At 64.4% G+C, this 20,994-nt stretch carries 17 protein-coding genes; 10 read left to right on the top strand and 7 right to left on the bottom strand.

Annotated features, from left to right (window positions below; all coding sequences use genetic code 11):
- Positions 1-5: 5 nt before the first annotated feature.
- The 4 genes from AB4Y43_RS20885 to AB4Y43_RS20870 form a co-directional block, all read right to left on the bottom strand.
- Positions 6-512: an Hcp family type VI secretion system effector gene (locus AB4Y43_RS20885; protein WP_069267982.1), complete on the bottom strand. Its 507-nt coding sequence runs from the start codon at positions 510-512 to the stop codon at positions 6-8.
- A 131-nt stretch (positions 513-643) separates the two neighbouring features.
- Positions 644-2,119, bottom strand: a complete 1,476-nt coding sequence (gene tssC / locus AB4Y43_RS20880) for a type VI secretion system contractile sheath large subunit (protein ID WP_069267983.1) — start codon at positions 2,117-2,119, stop codon at positions 644-646.
- A 21-nt stretch (positions 2,120-2,140) separates the two neighbouring features.
- Complete coding sequence (tssB, locus tag AB4Y43_RS20875) at positions 2,141-2,716, bottom strand: type VI secretion system contractile sheath small subunit (RefSeq protein WP_342946190.1); 576 nt, start codon at positions 2,714-2,716, stop codon at positions 2,141-2,143.
- A 235-nt stretch (positions 2,717-2,951) separates the two neighbouring features.
- Positions 2,952-3,197, bottom strand: a complete 246-nt coding sequence (locus AB4Y43_RS20870; RefSeq protein WP_141710855.1) for a hypothetical protein — start codon at positions 3,195-3,197, stop codon at positions 2,952-2,954.
- Between the two features lie 67 nt (positions 3,198-3,264).
- Here AB4Y43_RS20870 and AB4Y43_RS20865 point away from each other — a divergent pair, with 67 nt between their 5' ends.
- The 6 genes from AB4Y43_RS20865 (at position 3,265) to AB4Y43_RS20840 (ending at position 12,039) form a co-directional block, all read left to right on the top strand.
- Entirely contained in the window at positions 3,265-3,759 is a 495-nt protein-coding gene (locus tag AB4Y43_RS20865) for a hypothetical protein (RefSeq protein ID WP_083245548.1), read from the top strand.
- Positions 3,760-3,847: 88 nt separating this feature from the next.
- A complete protein-coding gene (tssK, locus tag AB4Y43_RS20860) occupies positions 3,848-5,215 on the top strand; it encodes a type VI secretion system baseplate subunit TssK (RefSeq protein WP_368728683.1) in 1,368 nt (455 codons plus the stop codon).
- Positions 5,208-6,272, top strand: coding sequence for a DotU family type IV/VI secretion system protein (locus AB4Y43_RS20855; protein WP_368728682.1), 1,065 nt, complete (start codon positions 5,208-5,210; stop codon positions 6,270-6,272). Before tssK ends, AB4Y43_RS20855 begins: the two co-directional genes overlap by 8 nt.
- The gene (locus tag AB4Y43_RS20850; protein ID WP_368728681.1) at positions 6,269-10,210 is read left to right on the top strand and encodes a type VI secretion system protein; all 3,942 of its coding nucleotides are present in this window, start codon (positions 6,269-6,271) and stop codon (positions 10,208-10,210) included. Before AB4Y43_RS20855 ends, AB4Y43_RS20850 begins: the two co-directional genes overlap by 4 nt.
- On the top strand, positions 10,207-11,325 hold the full coding sequence (tssA, locus tag AB4Y43_RS20845) for a type VI secretion system protein TssA (protein WP_368728680.1): 1,119 nt from the start codon (positions 10,207-10,209) through the stop codon (positions 11,323-11,325). The genes AB4Y43_RS20850 and tssA overlap by 4 nt, the downstream gene beginning before the upstream one ends.
- Positions 11,326-11,364: 39 nt before the next feature.
- The gene (locus AB4Y43_RS20840) at positions 11,365-12,039 is read left to right on the top strand and encodes a C80 family cysteine peptidase (protein ID WP_368728679.1); all 675 of its coding nucleotides are present in this window, start codon (positions 11,365-11,367) and stop codon (positions 12,037-12,039) included.
- On the opposite strand, the gene AB4Y43_RS20835 is transcribed toward AB4Y43_RS20840, so the two are convergent.
- Entirely contained in the window at positions 12,036-13,334 is a 1,299-nt protein-coding gene (locus AB4Y43_RS20835; protein WP_368728678.1) for an L-fuconate dehydratase, read from the bottom strand. The genes AB4Y43_RS20840 and AB4Y43_RS20835 overlap by 4 nt on opposite strands.
- 85 nt (positions 13,335-13,419) lie before the next feature.
- Here AB4Y43_RS20835 and AB4Y43_RS20830 point away from each other — a divergent pair, with 85 nt between their 5' ends.
- From AB4Y43_RS20830 to AB4Y43_RS20815, 4 genes are all read left to right on the top strand, one after another.
- Positions 13,420-14,178, top strand: a complete 759-nt coding sequence (locus AB4Y43_RS20830; protein ID WP_069267990.1) for a GntR family transcriptional regulator — start codon at positions 13,420-13,422, stop codon at positions 14,176-14,178.
- Positions 14,179-14,304: 126 nt separating this feature from the next.
- Complete coding sequence (locus tag AB4Y43_RS20825; RefSeq protein ID WP_368728677.1) at positions 14,305-15,816, top strand: sugar ABC transporter ATP-binding protein; 1,512 nt, start codon at positions 14,305-14,307, stop codon at positions 15,814-15,816.
- Positions 15,817-15,835: 19 nt separating this feature from the next.
- Positions 15,836-16,861: an ABC transporter permease gene (locus AB4Y43_RS20820; protein WP_069267992.1), complete on the top strand. Its 1,026-nt coding sequence runs from the start codon at positions 15,836-15,838 to the stop codon at positions 16,859-16,861.
- 95 nt (positions 16,862-16,956) lie between these two features.
- Entirely contained in the window at positions 16,957-17,898 is a 942-nt protein-coding gene (locus tag AB4Y43_RS20815) for an ABC transporter substrate-binding protein (protein WP_069267993.1), read from the top strand.
- Positions 17,899-17,979: 81 nt separating this feature from the next.
- Here the strand turns inward: AB4Y43_RS20815 and AB4Y43_RS20810 are convergent, their stop codons facing one another.
- Both AB4Y43_RS20810 and AB4Y43_RS20805 read right to left on the bottom strand, forming a co-directional pair.
- Positions 17,980-19,392, bottom strand: coding sequence for a cytosine permease (locus AB4Y43_RS20810; RefSeq protein WP_368728676.1), 1,413 nt, complete (start codon positions 19,390-19,392; stop codon positions 17,980-17,982).
- A gap of 127 nt (positions 19,393-19,519) precedes the next feature.
- The gene (locus tag AB4Y43_RS20805; protein ID WP_368728675.1) at positions 19,520-20,989 is read right to left on the bottom strand and encodes an aldehyde dehydrogenase; all 1,470 of its coding nucleotides are present in this window, start codon (positions 20,987-20,989) and stop codon (positions 19,520-19,522) included.
- Between the last annotated feature and the right edge of the window lie 5 nt (positions 20,990-20,994).

Raw genomic sequence — 20,994 nt, 5'->3', positions numbered from 1 at the left:
GCGCGCTAGGCTGCTGCCTTCACGACCTTGTTCGCGGCCAGGTCCCACGTCGTGGCCGCGGTGCCTTCCTTGGTGGCGTCGTCCTTCTGCGCGGTGAGTTCCCACTTGATCTTCGTGAAGTTCAGCGAGAGGGTTTCCACGGGCTTGCCACCCGCGCCGCCCGACACGCTCACGTTGCTCAGCACGACGTTGTTCAGCGTATAGGTGATGAACGGCATGATCTTGCCGTCGCTTTCGGCGGCGTTGCGGCCCACCACGATGGTCGCGCTCGCGATGGCCTTGCCGGAGCAACAATATTCGTTGAGCGTGGGCGTGGCGACGTCGACGAACTTCGTCACGGTGAATTCGCCGAGATGGGGCTTGCCCGAGGTGCGCTCCGAGTTGCTGACGTCGTTGGTGACCTGCATCGCCACGTTGTGGCTGTACGACATCAACTCGATCTTGTCGGTATAGCCTTCCAGCGTGCACTCGCCTTTGATGTCGCTGCCGAGGTCGAGAATGATCGAATCCATGGTTTGCTGCTCCCGAAGCAGTAAAGAACCGCGCGGGCCGCGTGCGCGGCGCCAGGCGCGTTCAGGGACCAGGGGCGCTCATGCGCCGCCTGGCCGTCGTCTGTTCATCGAATCGCTTTTTTGCGGGTGGATCAGGCGGCCGCCGGCGGCGGCAGCGTCGCCACGAGCCGGATCGAGGCAGTGAGTTCCTCGAGCTGGAAGTGCGGCCTCAGGAATACCGTCGCGCGGTACGCGCCGGGTTTGCCCGGCACATCTGTCACGTCCACGCGCGCCTCGCGCAGCGGATACTGGGCCTTGATTTCCTGTGGCGCGTTGTCGTTCACGAGCACGTAGTCGGCAATCCACGTGTTGAGATAGGCGCGCACGTTATCGCGCGTCATGAAACTGCCGACCTTGTCGCGCATGATCGCCTTGATGTAGTGCGCAAAGCGCGACGCCGCGAGGATATACGGCAGCATGGCCGAAATGCGCGCGTTCGCCGTGGCCTCGGGCGTGTTGTAGAGCGCCGGCTTGCAGGCAGTCTGGCCGCCGAAGAACACCGCGAGCCCTTCGTTCTTCTTGTGCACGAGTGCAATGAAGCCGAGCGAATCGAGCTCCTTTTCGCGGCGGTCGGTGATCGCCACTTCCGTGGGGCACTTCATGGCTTTGTCGCCCGAAGCCGTCTGAAAGATATGGTCCGGCAGGCGCTCGACCGCGCCGCCGCCTTCCACGCCGCGAATCGCGGCGCACCAGCTGTACTGCGCGAACGCGTTGGTGATCCGTTGCGCGAGGGCATAGGCGGAGTTGCCCCACAGGTACTTCGAGTGGTCGGTGCCGTCGACATCTTCGAAGAAGTTCATGCCCTCCACCGGATTGCTGTCCGGATGATAAGGACGCCGCATCAGGATGTGCGGGAGCGTGAGCGCAACATAGCGCGAGTCTTCGCTCTTGCGGAATTCGCGCCAGCGCGCCATGTCGATCGTCTCGAAGACCTTCGAGAGATCGCGCGGCACGCCCAGCTCCGTGAAGCTCGACATGTCGAACAGCTGCGGGTGTGCCGCCGAAATGAACGGCGCGTGCGCGGCAGCGGCCACGGAGGCGAGCTTTTCGAGCAGGCTCACGTCAGGCGTCTGGCGCGTGAAGTAGTAGTCGCCCACCAGCACGCTGAAAGGAAAACCGCCGAACGTGCCGTATTCCTCTTCGTAGATCTTCTTGAAGAGCGCGCTCGTGTCGACGTCGATGGCCTTCTCGAGATCGTTTTGCAGGTCTTTCTTCGAAGCGTTCAACAGGCGCAGTTTCAGGCGCGTGCCCGTTTCGGAGCCCTTCACCAGAAAATGCAGTCCGCGCCACGACGACTCCAGCGCCTGCATGTCGGGGTGATGCAGCACCTCGTTGAGTTGCTCGCTGATCAGCTCGTCGATCTTGCGGATGTGATCGTTGATCATCGCCACCGTGTCGCGGCTGATGGTCATGTTCTTGTCGAGCACCTGCAGCGCGAACTCGGCGAGCAGTTCGCGCGCGTGCTGCTGCTGCTCCTCGTATTGCGCCATGCGTCCTTCGTGCACGATGCGGTCGAGCAGCGTGACCGTACCCGCCTGCGCGGTCGCGGCGGCCTGTATATCGGACATGATTGTCTCCTCGCGTTGGGCTTAGCTGGCCGGCGTGTCACTGGAAGGGCTGGCGGGTGCAGCGGCGTCGCCCGCGGGCGGCGGCAGCTGCGCAGTCGGCGTGTCCAGCGGGTGGGCCGAGCGGATTTCGCTCAACCCCTTCGGGTCATGGACCACTTCCTGGAGCAGCTTGTCCAGTTCGTCGTTGCCGTCGAGCTTGGTGAGGAGGTCGCGCAGGCGCAGCCGCGCGTCGTAGAGCTGTTTGAGCGGGCCGATCTGCTGGACGATGCTCACAGGATCGAAGTCGTCGATATGCTCGAACTTCAGCTCGACGTTGATCTTGCTGCTGTCGGCAGCGAGCGTATTGTCGACCTGCAGCGTCACGCGCGGCCCGATCGACTTCATCACGTCGTTGAAATTGTCGCGGTCGATGTCGACGAAGCGGCGCTCCGTCATTTTCGGCAACGGCTCGACAGGCTTGCCGGACAAGTCGGCAAGGATGCCCACGACGAGCGGCAGTTCACGCTTTTCGATGGCATTGCCCGTTTCGACGTCGTACGTGATCTGGACACGCGGCGGTCGGTTCCGTTCGAACCAGTGCTGGGTACTGTCGGCCATGGTCACCTCGGTGGCGGTCGTTCTTCTATTGCATTGTGTAACGGGAGAGATGCACGTTTGTCGTCAATCTAGCCTTTTCATGATGCGTTTTCTTTAAGACGACAATGCCCCGCAAAACGTAATTAAACGATTGCCAGGTGTATTCCCGGTCCTTCAGAAAAAGCACAGCTAAAGCATGCCCCGGATTCGTCAGACGAGAGCATTCACGGCGTCAGGCGTTCGCGCTGCGTGCGGCTTAACCTTGTCCTTCGTCGCGTACGTCGTGAAGATAGACGGTCACGACTTTAGGACAGTAAACGCGGAATTTCAAAGTATATTTACGGCGCATAGACTCATTTCCTTTCAAGTTTATTTGCGCATTGTTTTTGAATTGATCGATTAGAAAATCGTTATTGCAATTTTGCGTGGGGCGCTTGTAGACTACGCGCGAAACAGCTTGCGCTGCAGAACATGCGCCTTGATTAGAAATACGAACTAGCATGAGCTATCCTGCGCGCGGGCAGGAGGCATCGCGGACAAGAGGCGACGCACACAATGGGGATTGCGCAGTGATCACCACGTTATTCGCCGGCGCGTCGCGCGCCGCGAAGCCGTGCGGCTGGCGTGCCGCCGCGCTGGCGTTCGCGCTCGCGCAGGTGCTCGCGGCGTGTTCGTCGCTGCCCAAGGTACAGGTAGATACCCTGGCCATTGCCGTCTCCACTCAGGCGAATCAGGACACGCCCATTGCCGTGGACGCCGTGCTCGTGCGCAATCAGCAACTGCTCGACGCGTTGCTCGGCCTGCCTTCGGCGAAGTGGTTCGCTCAGCGCGATCAATGGCGCCGCGATCATCCCGAAGACATCACGGTCGTGTCGTTCGAAGTCGTGCCGGGTCAACAGATCGCGGCGGCGCCGTTTCCGTTTGGCGGCAAGCGGGGCGCAGGCGTGGTGGTGTTCGCCGACTACCAGACTCCGGGCGCGCACCGCGTGAGGCTCGATACGGGGCCCGCTCACGCGCTGCTGCTGCTCGGCGACCAGGATCTGAGCGTGCAGGCCGCACATTGAGCAGCCAAACGGTGTGACGCAACGGTGTCATGTAGTGGCGCGCCAACACTGAACGACGAAACGTTTAGCAATAGAAAGCAAACACATCATGCGTACTTCGTTTCCCGATCCGGTCTGCTGGTTCGACGGCATGCCCTTGCTGCCGCAACATTTCCAGACCCAGGCGCTGCACGCGGCGGGGCACGCCGCCTTGCTCGCCGGCGCCGCGCGCGCGCATTACTGGGGCGTGCTCTCCCTGGAGCACGACGCCGCGGGGCTCGCCCAGGGGCTCGTGCGCATCAGCGCGCTCGAGGCGATTCTGGCCGACGGCCTCGCCATTCGCCACACGCCGCACGATCCCGTGCTGGAGATCGACGTAAGCCACGCGTTCAGCGCGCCGGACGAGGAAGTCACGATCTATCTCGCGGTACCACCGCTGTATCGCGGCGGGCAGCTCGATCCGCAGGCCGGGCGCTACACCCAGCGCGAGAGTCCGGATGTTCCCGATCTTGTCTCGGGTGGCGAGCCGGCTTCGATCACGACGTGGACGCCGCGGCTGCATCTCATGACGGATCTCGGCCGTCACGAATTCGACCGCCTGCCGCTCATGCGCGTGAGGCAGCAGGGCGGCGGCGTGGCGATTGCGGACTACGCGCCGCCTTGTCCGTTCGTGCGCGCCGACTCGGTGCTCGGGCAACGCGTCATGCAGCTGCTGCTGCGCGTGCGCGAAAAGTGCGTGTTCCTGGCCGGACGTCTGCAGGCCGCGCAACGCGCGGAAGAGCGCGACGATTCGGCCCAGATCGAGCGCCAGCTTTGCGCGCTCTGGAGCCGTCTGCCCGAAGTGGAGGCGACGCTCGTCACCGGCATCGCGCATCCCGCCGAACTGTATCGCGCCGTTGCGGGCATGACAGGCGCGCTCGCGGCGCTGCGTCCCGCGCGCGGCGTGCCCGCCTTCGCGACGTTCGATTACATGGCGCTGCTCGCGTCGTTCGATCCGCTGCTCGCATGGGCGGACGAAGCGCTCGCGACAATCCGCCAGGGGTATCGCGTACGCGCGTTCACCGAGGAAGGCGGCAGTTTCTGGATTGCGCCGCCGTTCGAAAGTGGCGGCAACGTGGCGCGCGAACTCGTGATCGGTTTGCGCATGCCGCCCGACGCGGGCGAGCACGACGCGAGCGTGTGGCTCGATCATGCCGTCGTCGCGTCGCGGCCCTACGTGCCCACGCTCGCGCGCCAACGCATGCGCGGCCTCGCGCGCCGGCGGCTCGCGCGCGAGGAGCGCGCGGCCTACGCGACGGGCGACGACACGACGCTCTTCGCGGTGGCCGTGGAGGATGCGTGGTTCGACCGCGCGCAGCCGTTGTGCATCGAAGTCCGTACGACCGTACCGGGCCGCGCGCCCTGGGCGGTGCAACTCTTCACGCCCACGGGCGACGCCGCCGACGACGCACGCCAGGGGGGAGCCGATCATGCTTGATGCCAGCGACCCGACCGACGAGCGCCTGCCGCTCATGCGCGCGTTCGTCGTGGCGTTCGCGTTTGCGGAGAACGCGCGCTTGCGCGCGGTTGCGCAGGCGGCGAATGCAGCCAGCGCCGCGAATGCCGCGAGCGCAGAGACGCCCGCCGATCCCCAGCGCGATGCCGACGCGCTCGCCACGCAACTGCAGTCCGCCACACGCAAGCTCGCGCGCGATGCGATGGCCTGGACCGGCGCGGCGGCCGAAGCGGACATCGCCGCCGCGCAGTACGCCTATGTCGCGCTGCTCGACGAATTGCTGCTGTTTTCGGCGTGGAATGGCGCGAGCGCATGGGAAACGCATCCGCTCGAAGCGCGCATTTTCGGCACGCGTGCGGCGGGCGAGCGCATTCCGGCCGCCATCGAAACCTTGCTTGCGCAGCGCGATCCGGCGCAGCGCGATCTCGCCAACGTCTATCTCGCCTGCCTCACGCTAGGCTTTCGTGGCCGCCTGCGCGGCGAGGCGGGCGCCTTGCGTCACGACCAGTTGCGCCACGCGCTGTTCGCGTTCGCCATGCAGCGCGACCCCGAGCCCGACCGGCTTGGCGCGCCGCTCGAACGCGCCGCGCTGGCGCCGCGCGAAACCCGTCTGCTCACGCAGATGTTTCCAGACCGCGCACGGCTCGCGCTATTCGTGGGCGGCGGATTCGCGGTGCTGCTCGGTATCTCACAGTTGCTGTGGCTCTACGCGACGGCGCCCGTGCGGCCATCGCTCGAACAGTTCGAAACGGTCTCGTTGGCGCAAGGGCGTCCGGCGCAGGCGAGCCATACGAGTACCACGGGCATGGTGCTGCCGCGCGCACGGACGGTGCACAGGCTGCGTCCGGTGGTTCCGCCAGGCGACGTTCAGGCTGCCATGCCGCAAAGTCAGGACATGCCCGCGGCGGCTACGGTCTCCATGACGCCGCCCGCCACGCTCGCACTCGCCGCACGGCGCATCGTCACGGTGAGCGCGCAGAACGCCGGCGAAGGCAGCGAAGACAGCCCGGGCGCCACGCCGCGCGGAGCACGGCCATGACGACCACACTCGTAGTGGTCCTGATCGTCCTCATCGCGCTGTTGATCGTGGGGCTCGCGGCCGTGCTCGTCGTGCGCTGGCTGCGCGGGCGCGACGAACGCAGGCCGCTGCGCAACTTCTCCGCGATGATGCGCACGGCGCACAACGCGATGGGCGTGCACGATCCATACTCGGTGCCGCGCGTGCTGGCCACGGGCGCACCGGCGGCGCTCGACGCGCTGGCGCTCAGCTGGCGTCTCACGCCCGTTGGCGAGCCGGCGTGGTTCGGCAGGCTTTGGCATGACGCCGAAGGCATTCTGATCGCAGAGCCAGGCGAGTCGCTCGGTGCGCGTGCGGCCGCCGAGCGCCGGCGCGGCTCGACCGGCGGGCGTTTGCTGCGCGGTCTGCTGCGCAACCGGCCGGGCCGGCCGCTCGACGCGCTCGTGTGGGTGATCGCGCTCGATACGCTCATCGACGAAAACGGGACCGCGCGCGCGGACACCGACGCGGCGCTCGAAGCCTCGCGCACGGTGCTCGCGCTGCAGCGTCAACTGGGCCAGATGCTGCCGCTCTACGTGGTGGTGACGGGCTGCGACGCGCTGCCGGGCTTCGATGCGCTCGCGGCCAGGCTGCGCCGCGAACGCATCGAAACGCCGCTGGGCTGGGCCTCGCCGTATGCGCCGCGGCGCGCCTTCGAAGCCGCGTGGGTGGACGAAGCCTTCGCCGACATGAGCCGCGCGCTCGCGGCGACGGTCACCGAAATGGGCACGCTCGACGGCGCGCTGGACGGCGACGTCTTCCTGTTGCCGCAGCGCATCGACACCCTGCGCGAGCCGTTGCGCGAGCACATCGAGCCCACCTTGCGCGGCGCAGCCGACGGCACCGCGCCGCTCCTGCGCGGCATCTGGTGCGTGGGAGCGATGCCGCAGGCGCAGGAGCGCGAGGAGCCCGCCATCACGAACGCGGCGCGCAGGGAGGCGCGCGCCGCGGTGGCGCCGGCCTTCGCGTCGCGCCTGTGGCACGACTTGCTGATGCCGGGGCAGGGGCTCGCGCTCGCCATTCCGCGCGTGCTGGCGCTGCGCATGCGTCGCTACCGTGTCGCCACGTTCGCAGCGATCGCGTTGGGCGTGTGCTGGTGCGTGGGCCTGGGCGTCGCCACCTGGCACGTGCGCAGCGACGCACGCTTGCTCGCGAGCAGTTACGACGCGCTCGCGCTCGCCAGCGTCGCCTGGCACGAAACGGGCACGAGCAGCAGCGAAACGGCGGCGGCGAACGCGCTGGGCAGCGCGGCGAACGCCTTCGTCAAGGTGCCGCGCTGGCAGCTCGCCACGCCGTTCATGCCGCTGTCGTATTTCGGCCTGCACCGCCGGCTCGACGACGCGCAATACCACGTGCTGAGCGGGCTCGTGTTCTCGCCGCTGCGCGCGCGGCTCGTCAGCCGTCTCGCAGAACTGAACTGCGACGGCGCCAACGAGTCGGGCGACAACGCGAGCCTCGTGGCCGCCGCGCGGCGTCCCCAGGACCTGCCCGAGTACACGCAGGGCACACGGCTCGTCACGAACGCGGCGCAGACCGAGCGGCTGATCACGAACTACAACGAACTAGTGGAACGCGATTCGGGCAACACCGTGATGCTCGCTCAACTCATGCGCGGTGCGGTGGGCGTGAGCTTTTCCCCCGATCATGTGGCCGACCGCGCGGGTCTGGACGACGCCGTGCGCGCGACTGCAGTGGAAGGCGGCGAACTGTCGTTCGACGGCACCGAGGCGCGCGCCGCGCACGCACGGGCGAGCGTGTGCTTCGAGGAGACCTTCGATCGCTGGTTCGACGACATCTATCAGGACTCCTCGCTCACGACGAACGCCGCGCAAATCCAGGCCATGCTCGCCGATCTCAAGGCGCCCGGCGCCGTGCCGACCACCGCCTCGCTCTCCGAACTGGCCACGCGCATCGACGCGCTCGCGATCCAGGTCGACACCGCGGACCACGGCTGGGCGGGCACGCACGGCCAGGAACTCGTGCCGGGACTCACGGCGACCTTCGACACCGCAAAGGGGCTGCGCCTGATCGGCGCGACTCCCGTGGCGAGCGTGCTGGAGCACGAACAGAGCGAACAAAGCGCGTTCGCGGCGCGCTGGCTCGCGAGCGGCAACCTGCCTGGCGTGCTGGCCTCCAATCCCCCCACAGGGCTGCAACTGGCCTCGGACCTGCTGCCGCTGCGCGACGCGTTGCGCACGCTGCTCGGCCAGTCGTTCGTCGCGGGCGAAGGCAGCGCGACGGCCGAAATTCGCGGCGTCGATGCCGGCTCGGCGCAGCGCGCGCTGGCGATCCTGCCCGCCTACAAGCAATACTCCGCAGGGCTTCTTGCGCAGGCGCCCGAGGCGTGGCGCGGCGCGCTGCTCGCCGCGGCGGGCAACGCGACCGTGCACAGCATGGTGGCCGCACTGTCGGCACCTGTTGCAACAGCGGCAACGTCAGCAGGCGGGGCTCGCAACGTCGCCTACGCGCCGCAGACGCAGGGCGCGTCCTTCGACATGCTGCGCAAGAATGCGACCGATCTCGTGGAAGCGTTCGACTCGCTCGGCCGCGCCGATCTCGCGCAAGCCGTCGCCCTGCGCGTGAGCGATGCCGCGCTCGATGTGCTGCGCTCGACCGATGTCCAGTTGCAATCGCTCGAACCGTTCCGCCCGCTGCGCGGCGACTTCTCGGCGTGGAACGGCAACGCCGGCGGGGCGATGCGCGCATTCGGCGCCGCTACGCCCGAAGCGCTGCAAACCTACCTTGCCGCGCAGTCGAGTGCGGTGGCGGACACGGCCACGTTAGCGTCGAGCGCGCTCGACTGGCTGACCACGCAGAATCCGCCGCTCTCCGCTGCGGACGCTCGGCTCGTGGCGCGCTGGAAGGCGCTCTTCGCGGACCTCGCGCAATACCGCGCGCGCAGCCCGGCGAGCGCACTGGTGGCGGTGCCGTCGATCATCTCCAACCAGCTCGACAAGATGGACCTCGACACCTGCAGCGCTTCGCTCGCGCAGGTGGACGTGCCGGGCTCGGGCGATATCGTTGCGAGCGCGGGCATGCGGCTCGTCTCGTCGGCGCGCGAACGCTGCTACCGGCTGCAGATCGGCACCGGCGGGGAGGCCTACGAACAGTTGCGCAACTATTTTGCGCGCTACCTGGCCGGCCGCTTCCCGTTCTCAGCGGATGCAAACGCCCAGGCCGCCGACCTGCGCCAGACGGCGGCCTTCGTGGCGCTGCTCGACGCGAAGCTCGCGGACGCGCAACGCGGCATGAGCGCCGCGGTGGCGAGCGGCGGCCCGCAAGCGGGCGCGCAGCAGTTTCTGGCGAAGCTCGCGCGCGCTAAGCCCTGGCTCGACGCGCTGGTGGCGCGCGGCGCTGACGGGGCGCTCGTGGGTGTGGACGTGGCGGTGGATTGGCGTATCGATCGCGCCGACGAAGCCGGTGCGGACCAGGTCATCCAGTGGTCGCTCGCGAGCGGCAGCCAGACGCTCGCCTGGCCCGCCGCGGCGGGAACGCCGCTGCGCTGGGCGCCGGGCCAGCCCGCCGCGCTGAGCCTGCGCTGGGCGAAAGACGGCCCGTGGCGGCCCATGCAGGACGCGTCGCAGCCGACGCTCTCGGTCGACGGCGAAGCGGTCACATGGGCGGCAAACGACACGTGGTCGCTATTGCGCCTCGTGCGCCTGCATGCGGTGCCGGACGACGGCGTCGATACCGGCACGGGCGCGGGCAACGCGCGTATGGTGCTGAGCGTGCCGGTGCGCGACCGCAACGGCGGCACGCAAACGGCGCGCATGTTCATGCGTGTGGGCATGACGGGCGCGTCGAAAACGGCGCTCGCGTGGCCTGACCTGCCGTATGCGGCGCCGGGCTACAGCGCATACGGCAGCCCAGCGTTCACCTATGGACCGTATCCGTCGAGCACACAAGCGGGGCGCGGATGAACCCGGCATTCGACATCGAAGCACTCGTTCAACCGATACCGGGGGGCGCGCCGGCCGGCGTTTCGCTCCTGCACGACGCCGCCTTCGACGCGATCAAGGCGGCGCGACGCGAGGACGATCCGGCATTGCCTGCGGGCATCTGGCAAACCGCGCTCAAGGTCGCGGACTGGGCCGCCGTGGAAGCGGGCTGCGAGGACCTCCTCGCTCGCCGTAGCAAGGATTTGACGCTCGCTGCATGGCTGGGCGAGAGCTGGCTGCATCGATACGGATGTGTTGCCTTGCCGGATTGCTTCGTCTTGCTGAGTGAATTGTGTGTGCGCTATTGGGACGACATTCATCCGTTGCCGCGCGATGGCGATTTGGGCTTTCGGGCCGCGCCGCTCGCCTGGGTGGCCCAGCAGTTTCCGACCTTGCTCGGTGGGCGGATCGCGTTGTGCGCGGGGCCGGATGGATCTGCGCTGACGCTTGCGCGCTGGCAGGGTGCGCAGCGCGAGGCGGTGGCGGTGAAGGACCGCAAAGACGTGCCGGCCGCGAAGCGCGAGGAGGCTGCACGCGTGGCGCAGGCGTTGGCTCAGGCTGCGCATGCGGCGGAGCCTGCCGCGTTGCGCGATCAGTTGCAGGCGCTGCGCGCGGCGCGGGCGCCCATAGCGAAACTCGATGCGTGGTGCACGCAGCGGCTCGGCGCGGAGGCGCCGTCGTTCGGGGTGCTGCTGGAAACGCTGGAACGCATGGAGAGCGTCTTGCGCGACTGGCTCACGACGCATCCCGAGTGGGAGGACGTACCAATGGTTGACGTTGCAACGATTCAGGAGAATGCGGTGGTCGAGCCTGCAATGATTCAGGTTGCTGCGGCTGTAGGGGTGCCGGAGCCGGCCGTGCCGAGGAGACTGGATGCGCCGCAGTCGCGTGATGAGGCGTATCGGTTGCTCGCTATCGTGGCGGACTATCTCATGCGCTATGAGCCGCATAGTCCTGTGCCTTATATGCTCAAGCGGGCGCTTGATTGGGGCGGGAAACCGTTGCCTGAGTTGCTCGCCGAGTTGATGGCCGGTGAGCGTGGCAGGGCGCTGGGGGCGGCGCTTGGGTTGTTGCCTGAGAGTGGACAAACGCAGTAGGCGAGGCGTGTACCCGATTCATGATTGGAGATGACCGAAATGTCCAAATATGCTGCGCAGATCATCATCAATGTCCTGTCTGGTAACAACGACGGCACCATTCTGAACGGAACCCAATCGATCGTGGCCAAGGGCGTTAGCCAAGGGGTGCCGACTCACGTCTTTACGGCAAACACGGATAGCCCGCAGGCGGTGTCCCAGGCGGCGGCTAACCTGATGCAGCCGTGGCGCCTCTATATACGCGGTCACGGATCCGTTTCGAGGCAAACGCTGGGCGGGGTGGACGCTGCGCTGTTAGCCCAGTACCTTTCGCAATGCGGACTGGCCGGCAACTTGCCGGCCATCGTTTCGGTCACGGCTTGCAGGCTGGCATTGGGAAAGGATCAGGCGAAGGACCAGATTCCGTACGTTGCCTCCGGAAACAGCTACGTTGGCGACCTGCACCGGATTCTCGGTCAAACACACGGAATCTACGTGAGCGCGAGCGGACGCACGATGAACAATGCGGTGATCAATCAGGGGGCGCAGATCGGAAGGAAACTCACGAAGAATCCGGTCACAAACCAGCGGCACCACAATCAGCTCTTTTCCAAGGTCGTCTTCTATTGGGACGAGCAACGCGCGCAGCGCTTCGGATTTGCACGCACGGAAATGGATATCGACGAAGACGCGGACTATATGGATATCGATGAGGACATGATGGACATTGGCTAGGGCCGCCAGGCCTCGCCCTCTGGGAAGGTGTGCTTCTCGAGTGAGTCCAGCTTCATCTCGATGCTATACCCAGGCTTCTGAGGCGGCATATACCGCCCATTCCGGATCACAACAGGATCAACAAAATGCTCATGCAAATGATCGACATACTCGAGCACGCGATTCTCGAGCGAAGCCGAAACACACAAATAATCGAACAGTGAAATATGCTGCACATACTCGCACAGCCCAACGCCGCCCGCATGCGGGCAAACAGGCACACCAAACTTCGCCGCCATCAGCAAAACGACGATGACTTCGTTAAGTCCACCTAACCGACAAGCATCCACCTGACAAAAATCGATCGCCTGCGCCTGCAACAGCTGCTTGAACATCACGCGATTGTGACAGTGTTCACCCGTGGCAACCCCAATCGACCCCAAACGCCGGCGAATCTCCGCATGGCCGAGAATATCGTCGGGGCTCGTCGGCTCCTCGATCCACCACGGATCGAATTCTGCGAGCCGCCGCATGTTCGCCACCGCTTCGTCCACGTCCCACACCTGGTTGGCGTCCATCATCAGCTTCAGGTTTTCGCCGATCTCCTCGCGCAGAATACGCGCGCGCCGCACGTCTTCGTCGAGATTGCCGCCCACTTTCTGCTTGAAATGCGTCCAGCCAAGCGCGACGCCTTCCCGTGCGAGGCGCCGGATCTTGTCGTCGTCGTAGCCCAGCCAGCCGGCCGAAGTCGTATAGGCGGGGTAGCCCTGCGCGAGCATTTCCACTTCGCGCGCGCCCTTGGTCTTCGCGTGGCGATGCAGAATGGCCAACGCTTCGTAAGGCGTAATCGCATCGGTCACGTAGCGAAAATCCAGGCAGCGCACGAGTTCCTCCGGACTCATGTCCGCGAGCAGTTTCCATACGGGCTTGCCAACCGATTTGGCCCACAGGTCCCACACCGCATTGACGACTGCCGCCGTTGCCAGATGAATCGCGCCCTTGTCAGGGCCGATCCAACGTAGTTGGCTATCCGAAGTAAACGCGCGCCAGAATGCGCCCATGTTCGCCGTAATGTCTTCGAGCCGCTTGCCGACGATGAGCGGCGCCAGCGCGTTGACCGCCGTCACGCAGATTTCATTACCGCGCCCGATCGTGAATGTGAGCCCGTGCCCCGTGAATCTGTCTGGAGAATCGGTTTCGAGCGTGACGTAAGTGGCGGAGTAGTCCGGCGCGGCATTCATGGCGTCGGAACCGTCGAGCGAACGCGAAGTGGGAAAGCGGATGTCGCGAACGGATAGCTTGCTGATCGTAGTCATTCGAACTCCCCGGTGAAGGGACGGCTTTCGGTAGGGGAAAACCAGACGTTTGCACGCGTTGACAACGCTGAATCTGCTACCTAGCATGCTAGCATGTCTTCTTAAAATCAAGCGTGCCGTGAACTCTTCATCCGAAATGGCGAGTGTTGGCGATCCTTATGTCGCACTGCAAAAGATTAGAGGCGGCGAGCGCGGCAGCCTGACCGATGCAGTCGAGCACGCACTGAGAGAAGCGATTGTGACGCTCGCGCTGGAACCCGGGATGATGATCGACAAGATGGCGGTCTGCGAACGCATGGGCGTGTCGCGCTTTCCGGTTTCCGCCGCGCTCGCGAAGCTCGCGCATGCGGGTCTCGTCGAGGTTTTGCCGCAGCGCGGCACGCGCGTCAAACCGATCGCGCTCGACGATATTCGCCAGCATCTGTTCATTCGCAGCGCGCTCGAAGTCGAAACGGTGCGCGGAGTCGCGCGCATGAAGGACCGTGCCACGATCGACGCACTGGCAGCCAATCTCGATGAGCAGCGCAAGATTGCCGGTAATGGCCAGCGTCTCGAGTTTCATGAGCTCGATCTGGCGTTTCATGAAATCCTGTTAGACGCGGTGAACCTGCCGCGCGTGAAAGAGATCGTCGCGGTGTCGCGCAACGCGCTGGACCGCGCGAGGCAACTGCTGGCGAGTCCCGAGCGTCTCGTGCACACGCTCGAGGAGCACGAACGGATTTTCGAAGCCATTCGCGCCGGCCGTGCCGACGCAGCGGCCAAAGCAATGCACGACCATCTCGATCAGGTCATCGAGGAATTGCGCCGGTCCGCGAAAGAACGGCCAGATCTCTTTGCACCTTGAGCACTTTGGTCGTACGTCGAGCAATGCCCATCCTTCAACCCCCTTTGTGCAGCGCTGCAAGCCACGCCGCGCACGCAATCAAGAGGCCCCGGTAATGTGTCTGGCTTTTCTTCGCGGATCAGCGCCATGACGCCGCTCATCTCCGTCAACAAGCTGAGCAAGAGTTTTCCCGGCGTGAGAGCGCTTCACGAAGTGCAATTCGATCTCATGGCGGGCGAAGTGCACGCGCTGATGGGCGAGAACGGCGCGGGCAAGTCGACCCTGATGAAGATTCTCGCGGGCGTGTATACGCGCGACTCGGGCGACATTCTCTACGATGGCCAGCCCATCGCGTTCGCGAGTCCGGGCGAGGCCCAGGCCGTGGGCGTCGGCATCATTCATCAGGAACTCCAGCTGATGAATCATTTGACCGTCGCGCAGAACATGTTCATCGGCCGCGAACCGCGCGGGCGCCTCGGGCTCTTTCTCGACGAAGACAAGCTCAATGCGCAGGCGCGCGAGATTCTCGCCCGCATGCACGTGCACCTCGATCCGCGCACCGTGGTCGGCTCGCTCACGGTGGCAAGCCAGCAGATGGTCGAAATCGCCAAGGCGCTGTCGTTCGATTCGCGCGTGCTCATCATGGACGAGCCGACTTCCGCGCTCAACGACGCGGAAATCGCCGAGCTTTTCCGCATCATTCGCCAGTTGAAAGAGCGGGGCGTGGGCATTGTCTACATCTCGCACAAGATGGACGAGCTCAAGCAGATCGCCGATCGCGTCACCGTGCTGCGCGATGGCGAGTACGTCGCCACCGTCGCCGCCGCCGATACGAGCGTGCAGGCCATCATCAGCATGATGGTCGGCAGAACACTCGCCGATGTTGCACCGTACCAGGGGCCGGCGCACCAGGGCGAAGTCGCGCTCGACGTGAAGCACCTGAATGCGGGCCCGCTCGTGCGGGATGTGAGCTTCACGTTGCGCAAAGGCGAAATACTGGGCTTTGCGGGACTCATGGGCGCGGGCCGCACTGAGGTCGCGCGCGCCGTGTTCGGCGCGGACCCGGTCGAATCCGGCGACATCTTCGTGAAAGGCGCGAAGGTATCGATCAAAACGCCGAGCGATGCGGTCGCGCACAGCATCGGGTATCTCTCCGAGGACCGCAAGCGCTTTGGTCTCGCGACCGGCATGGACGTCGAATCGAACATCGTGATGTCCAATCTCGGCAAGTTCCTCTCGCTGAACGTGTTTCTGCGCCGCATGCAAATCCGCAAGACGGCGGCGCATTTCATCAGCCTGCTCGCCATCCGCACGCCTTCCGCTACGCAGCCGGTGCGTCTGCTGTCGGGCGGCAACCAGCAGAAGATCGTCATTGCGAAGTGGCTGGAGCGCGACTGCGACGTGCTTTTCTTCGACGAGCCCACGCGCGGCATCGATGTCGGCGCGAAAAGCGAGATCTACAAGCTGTTGCGGGCGCTCGCCGAACAAGGCAAGGCGATCGTGATGATCTCGTCGGAACTTCCGGAAATCCTGCGCATGAGCGACCGGATCGTAGTGATGTGCGAAGGCCGTATCACTGGCGAACTCTCCGCCAGCGAGGCGACCCAGGAGCGCATCATGCATCTCGCGACCCAGCGCGAAACCCTGCAAGCGGCATGAGCCTCAAGAGGTCGAATCCATGACTATGCAATCGGATACTGCGGCGCTGACCGACCAGAAACGGTCGTCCGGCATCAAGGCGCGCATTTTCTCGCCCACTGCGCTGCAGAAAATGCTCGCGTTCGCGAGCCTGATCCTGCTGCTGATCTTTTTCAGCTTCGCTTCGCCTGCCTTCATGCAGATGGACAACATCCTCGGCATTCTGCAGGCCACCGCCGTGAACGGCGTGCTCGCCATTGCCAGCACGTTCGTCATCATCACGGGCGGCATCGATTTGTCGGTTGGCACGCTGATGACCTTTACCGCGGTGATTTGCGGCGTTTTCCTGACCTACTGGCATTTGCCGATGTGGATCGGCGTACTGGCGGCAATCGGCACGGGGGCGGTGTGCGGCACCATTTCCGGCACGCTCACGGCGAAGATGAAGATCCCGCCGTTCATCGCCACGCTGGGCATGATGCTGCTGCTCAAGGGGCTCTCGCTCGTCGTCTCGTCCGACAAGCCGATCTATTTCACCGACACCGAAAACTTCTACATGATTTCGCAGGACTCGCTGATCGGCTATTTTCTGCCCAGCGTGCCCGTACCGAACGCCGTGTTGATTCTGTTCGTGCTAGCCATTGTGAGCTCGATCACGCTGAACCGAACGGCGCTCGGACGCTATACGTTCGCGCTCGGCAGCAACGAAGAGGCCGTGCGCCTTTCAGGCGTGAATGTCGATCGCTGGAAGATCGCCATTTATGGCCTTGGCGGTGCGATTTGCGGCATTGCGGGACTCTTGATCGCTTCGCGCCTGAACTCGGCGCAACCGGCACTTGGCCAGGGCTACGAGCTGGAAGCCATTGCGGCCGTGGTGATCGGCGGCACGTCGCTGAGCGGCGGCTCGGGCACGATACTCGGCACCATCATCGGCGCGTTCATCATGAGTGTGCTGACCAATGGCTTGCGCATCATGTCGGTCGCACAGGAATGGCAGATCGTGGTGACGGGTCTCATCATCATCCTCGCGGTTTACGCGGATATCCTGCGCCGCAAGAAGACTTAGAAGAGGAGACGGAAGAAGCACGGAGAGAACGGGGAGTAAAACAAGGCTCCCTCAACGGCTGGAGGTCTATGGCCCACCTTAGGAGGAGAAATGTCATGTTGAAAAGAAAACTGATCAGTGCCGTAATCGGAGTGGGCGCGCTCGTGGGCACGTCCAGCTTGGCCTATGCTGAGGAACCCTACATTCCGATCATTTCGAAGGGCTTTCAGCATCAGTTCTGGCAGGCCGTGAAATCCGGCGCGGAACAATCGGCGACGGCGAACAACGTCAGGATCACGTTCGAAGGCCCTGAAACCGAGGCCATGGTCGACAAGCAGATCGACATGCTTTCGGCCGCGCTCGCCAAGAAACCGCAGGCGCTCGGCATCGCCGCGCTCGACAGCAAGGCCGCCGTTCCGCTGCTCAAACGCGCGCAGTCCAGCAAGATCCCTGTGATCGCGTTCGACTCGGGCGTCGACAGCGATATTCCGCTCACGACCTGCGCCACGGACAACCTCGCCGCCGCCGCGCTCGCCGCCGACAAGATGGCGGAGATGATCGGCAATTCCGGCGAAGTCGGCGTGATCGTGCATGACCAGACGAGCCGCACGGGTATCGACCGCCGCGACGGCTTCGTCAACGAGATAAAGACGAAGCACACGGGCATCAAGATCGTTTCCGTGCAGTACGGCGCGGGCGACCACCTGAAGTCGGCGGAAATCGCCAAGGCCATGATTCAGGCGAACCCGAACCTCAAGGGCATTTTCGGCGCCAATGAAGGCTCGGCGGAAGGCGCGGCGATCGGCGTGAAGGAGTCGGGCAAGAAGCTGGTGCTGATTGGCTTCGACTCGGGCAAGGAGCAGAAGGAGGCCATCATGTCCGGCCTGATGGCGGGCGCGATTACGCAGAACCCGGTCGGTATCGGCAAGTGCGTCGTCGATTCCGCGGCGAAGGCGTTGAAGGGCGAAACACTGCCCAAGAAAATCGACACGGGCTTTTACTGGTACGACAAGACCAATATGAACGACCCGAAGATCGCGGCGGTGCTTTACAACTGATTGATATCGGTGTGAGCCATGTGCAGGGAAAAAGGAAGAGCCGAGGCTCTTCCTTTTCGTTTTACGCGTCTGCGGCGCACTTCACTCGGAAACCGCCGCCCCAACCGGCGAGCGCCGGGGAGTACGCGAACCGTCTTTCGAAGCGAACACGTAGTAGGTCAGCGCTGTCGCGACGAGGCCAACCATCCACGAGACATCGGCGCCGCCGACGATCGACGCCAGCGGGCCGTGGAAAAAGCTCTCCGCCATGAACGGCACCTGCACCGCAATGCCGAAGAGATAAATCGCGATGGCCTTGAAGTTGAAGGAGCCATACACGCCGCCGTGGCTGCTCACGATTTCCGCGACGCGATAGCGCCGGTGGTTGATCAGATAAAAGTCGACCAGATTGATCGCGACCCACGGCGCGAGGACGATGCGCATGGCAAAGATCGCCGTCAGGAAGATCGCGATGAAATTGCTCGAGGCCCACAACGCCGTGACGGTAGAGGCGACCAGCAGCGCGCTCGAAAAGACGATGCGCACCGCGCGGCCAGGCACCCAGTCGGGGCGGAAGGTCTGTGCGGCGGTAATGAACGACAGCACCCCGCCATACAGATTCATGCCGTTGTGGCCAATGATGTTGACCAGGAAGAGGAAGATCAGCACATAGCCGAACATGCCCGTTTGCGTGCGGATGGCTTGCATGGCGTCGATGGAATGACCGGTGCTGACCGCGAGCACGCCAAAGAGAAACGCGAAGATGGTGCCGAGCGAGGTGCCGAAATACGTGAACGCAAAGGTCTTCGCAAAGCCCGCCGAGGTCGGCAGGTAGCGCGAATAGTCGGACGTGTAGGGCGCGAAGCTGATTTGCCAGACGGCGCACAGCCCGAACATCGCGAACCAGTTCGACACGTCGAAATGACCCTGCTGCAGGATTTGCGCGTCAAGACCGGGGGCCATCATGATCATGCCGATCAGGAGCGCGCCGCCCATGAACCACGCGCCAATCTTGTTGAAGCGGTGAATGAAGTGATAGCCGATCACGCCGACGAGCGTCGCGAGAATCGCGCCGAGCACGGTGCCTACCGGCACGGGCACCGCGGGCGCGGCGGTGTGAAGCGTCTTGCCCGCGAGGATGATGTTCGAGACGAAGAAGCCGAGATAGATCAGTGTGGTGAAGCTGACCACGAGCAGCGAGCCATAGCGGCCGAATTGCGCGCGGCTTTGAATCATCTGCGGCACGCCGACGAGCGGGCCTTGCGCAGAGGTGAGGGCGTGAAAAATGGCGCCAAAGAATTGCCCGGCGACGATGGCGAGAATCGCGCTCATCACGTCGAGGTGAAAGACCAGGACCGAAGTCGCACCGGATATCACCGCAAGTGGCGCGACATTCGTGCAGAACCACAACGTGAACAAATCGACTGGCTTGCCATGCCGATGCTCGGGAGCGACATACTCGATCGAGTTGCTTTCAATGGTCAGAACGCTGTTGTCGTTCGCCGGGTTTTTCATAGTGTCTCCATCTTTATTGCACAGGCCGAGCCACGCCACGAAGGTGGCGCGGCATGGCCTTGAACGGCTTTGAAGCGGCTTTGGAACGGCTTTGGAACGGCTTTGAAGCGGTGCAGCGGGGAACGGATCAGCGCATCGCGAACGGATCGCTGATCGGTTCGTCCGAGGTGCGCAGCCACACGGACTTCGTCGTCGTGTATTCGAGCGCGGCAGCCATGCCGCCCTCGCGGCCGTGCCCGGAAAGCCCGAAACCGCCGAACGGCACGAGCGGCGACACCGCCCGATAGGTGTTGATCCAGACGATCCCCGAGCGCACGCGCCGCGAAACGCGATGTGCCCGCGTGAGGTTGGTGGTGAAGATGCCCGCCGCGAGTCCGTAGGCGGTGCTGTTCGCCTTCTCGATGGCTTCCTGTTCGGAAGCGAACGTATCCACCGAAAGCACGGGGCCGAACAACTCCGTCGTGATGCTGTCCGCGTTGCTCACGCCCGAGCAGTCCAGAATTGTCGGCGCGTAGTAGTAGCCGTCGCGCCCCAGCGCCTTGCCGCCCGCGAGCACCTTTGCCCCCTGGCTCACGGAACTCGCGACGATCTTCTCGATGTTGCGCAGTTGCCTTTCGGTGCAGAGCGGCCCGTATTCCGTCGTCATCTCGTTGGGCGAACCCACGCGAATGCGCGAGACGCGTTCGACAAGCAACGCGAGGAATTCGTCCTTGACGGATGCCTCGATCAAAAGACGCGAGCCCGCCACGCAGCTTTGGCCGCTTGCCGCAAAAATCGCCGCGACTTGCGCATTCACCGCGCTCTGGATATCGGTATCGGCGAACACGATGAATGGCGACTTGCCGCCCAGTTCGAGCGAGACCTTGGCAAGATTGTTCGAGGTGTTCCTGACGATATGCCGCGCGGTTTCGGGGCCGCCCGTGAAGGCCACCTTGTCCACCCTGGGATGGCTGCTGAGCACCGCGCCGCATTCCGGCCCGAAGCCGGTGATCACGTTGACGACGCCCGGCGGAAATCCTGCCTCGTGCACGAGCCGCGCGAATTCGAGCAACGGGCCGGGCGCTTCCTCGGAAGCCTTCAGAACGACCGTGCAACCGGCGGCGAGCGCCGGCCCGACCTTCACGGCGGAAAGAAACAACTGGCTGTTCCATGGAACGATGGCGGCGACCACGCCGACGGGCTGCCGTTCGAGCCAGACCTGCATGTCCGGCTTGTCGACGGGAATGTGGCTGCCTTCGATCTTGTCGGCGATTCCCGCGTAGTAGCGGTAGTATTCGGCCACGTAAGCGATCTGGCTCGACGTTTCGCGAATGATCTTGCCGGTGTCGTTCGTTTCAATTTCAGCGAGCCGCGGCGCAGCCTTTTCGACGAGCCCGGCCAGCTTGTGCAACAGCTTGCCGCGCGCCGAGGCCGTGAGGCCGGCCCACGCGGAATCGGTCAACGCGCGGTTGGCCGCTTCGACGGCGCGGTTGACCTGCTCCGTGCGCGCTTCGGGCATTTGCGCCCACACGTTGCCCGTGGCCGGGTTCACGCTGTCGAACGTCGCGGCGCCCGGTTCGAACTGGCCGTCGATATACAGCTGAAAATGAAAGTCCATGGAAT

It is taken from the genome of Paraburkholderia sp. BR10872, assembly GCF_040965835.1.
GTDB lineage: Bacteria > Pseudomonadota > Gammaproteobacteria > Burkholderiales > Burkholderiaceae > Paraburkholderia > Paraburkholderia nodosa_A.
Note: the sequence above shows the minus strand (reverse complement) of the source record. Positions and strands in the feature narration are given on the sequence as shown.

Excerpts from the sequence above, each read along its gene's own strand:
- AB4Y43_RS20885 (WP_069267982.1), bottom strand. The coding sequence starts at position 512 with ATGGATTCGATCATTCTCGACCTCGGCAGCGACATCAAAGGCGAGTGC.
- tssC (WP_069267983.1), bottom strand. The coding sequence starts at position 2,119 with ATGTCCGATATACAGGCCGCCGCGACCGCGCAGGCGGGTACGGTCACG.
- tssB (WP_342946190.1), bottom strand. The coding sequence starts at position 2,716 with ATGGCCGACAGTACCCAGCACTGGTTCGAACGGAACCGACCGCCGCGT.
- AB4Y43_RS20870 (WP_141710855.1), bottom strand. The coding sequence starts at position 3,197 with ATGCTAGTTCGTATTTCTAATCAAGGCGCATGTTCTGCAGCGCAAGCT.
- tssK (WP_368728683.1), top strand. The coding sequence starts at position 3,848 with ATGCGTACTTCGTTTCCCGATCCGGTCTGCTGGTTCGACGGCATGCCC.
- AB4Y43_RS20855 (WP_368728682.1), top strand. The coding sequence starts at position 5,208 with ATGCTTGATGCCAGCGACCCGACCGACGAGCGCCTGCCGCTCATGCGC.
- AB4Y43_RS20850 (WP_368728681.1), top strand. The coding sequence starts at position 6,269 with ATGACGACCACACTCGTAGTGGTCCTGATCGTCCTCATCGCGCTGTTG.
- tssA (WP_368728680.1), top strand. The coding sequence starts at position 10,207 with ATGAACCCGGCATTCGACATCGAAGCACTCGTTCAACCGATACCGGGG.
- AB4Y43_RS20840 (WP_368728679.1), top strand. The coding sequence starts at position 11,365 with ATGTCCAAATATGCTGCGCAGATCATCATCAATGTCCTGTCTGGTAAC.
- AB4Y43_RS20835 (WP_368728678.1), bottom strand. The coding sequence starts at position 13,334 with ATGACTACGATCAGCAAGCTATCCGTTCGCGACATCCGCTTTCCCACT.
- AB4Y43_RS20830 (WP_069267990.1), top strand. The coding sequence starts at position 13,420 with ATGCTAGCATGTCTTCTTAAAATCAAGCGTGCCGTGAACTCTTCATCC.
- AB4Y43_RS20825 (WP_368728677.1), top strand. The coding sequence starts at position 14,305 with ATGACGCCGCTCATCTCCGTCAACAAGCTGAGCAAGAGTTTTCCCGGC.
- AB4Y43_RS20820 (WP_069267992.1), top strand. The coding sequence starts at position 15,836 with ATGACTATGCAATCGGATACTGCGGCGCTGACCGACCAGAAACGGTCG.
- AB4Y43_RS20815 (WP_069267993.1), top strand. The coding sequence starts at position 16,957 with ATGTTGAAAAGAAAACTGATCAGTGCCGTAATCGGAGTGGGCGCGCTC.
- AB4Y43_RS20810 (WP_368728676.1), bottom strand. The coding sequence starts at position 19,392 with ATGAAAAACCCGGCGAACGACAACAGCGTTCTGACCATTGAAAGCAAC.
- AB4Y43_RS20805 (WP_368728675.1), bottom strand. The coding sequence starts at position 20,989 with ATGGACTTTCATTTTCAGCTGTATATCGACGGCCAGTTCGAACCGGGC.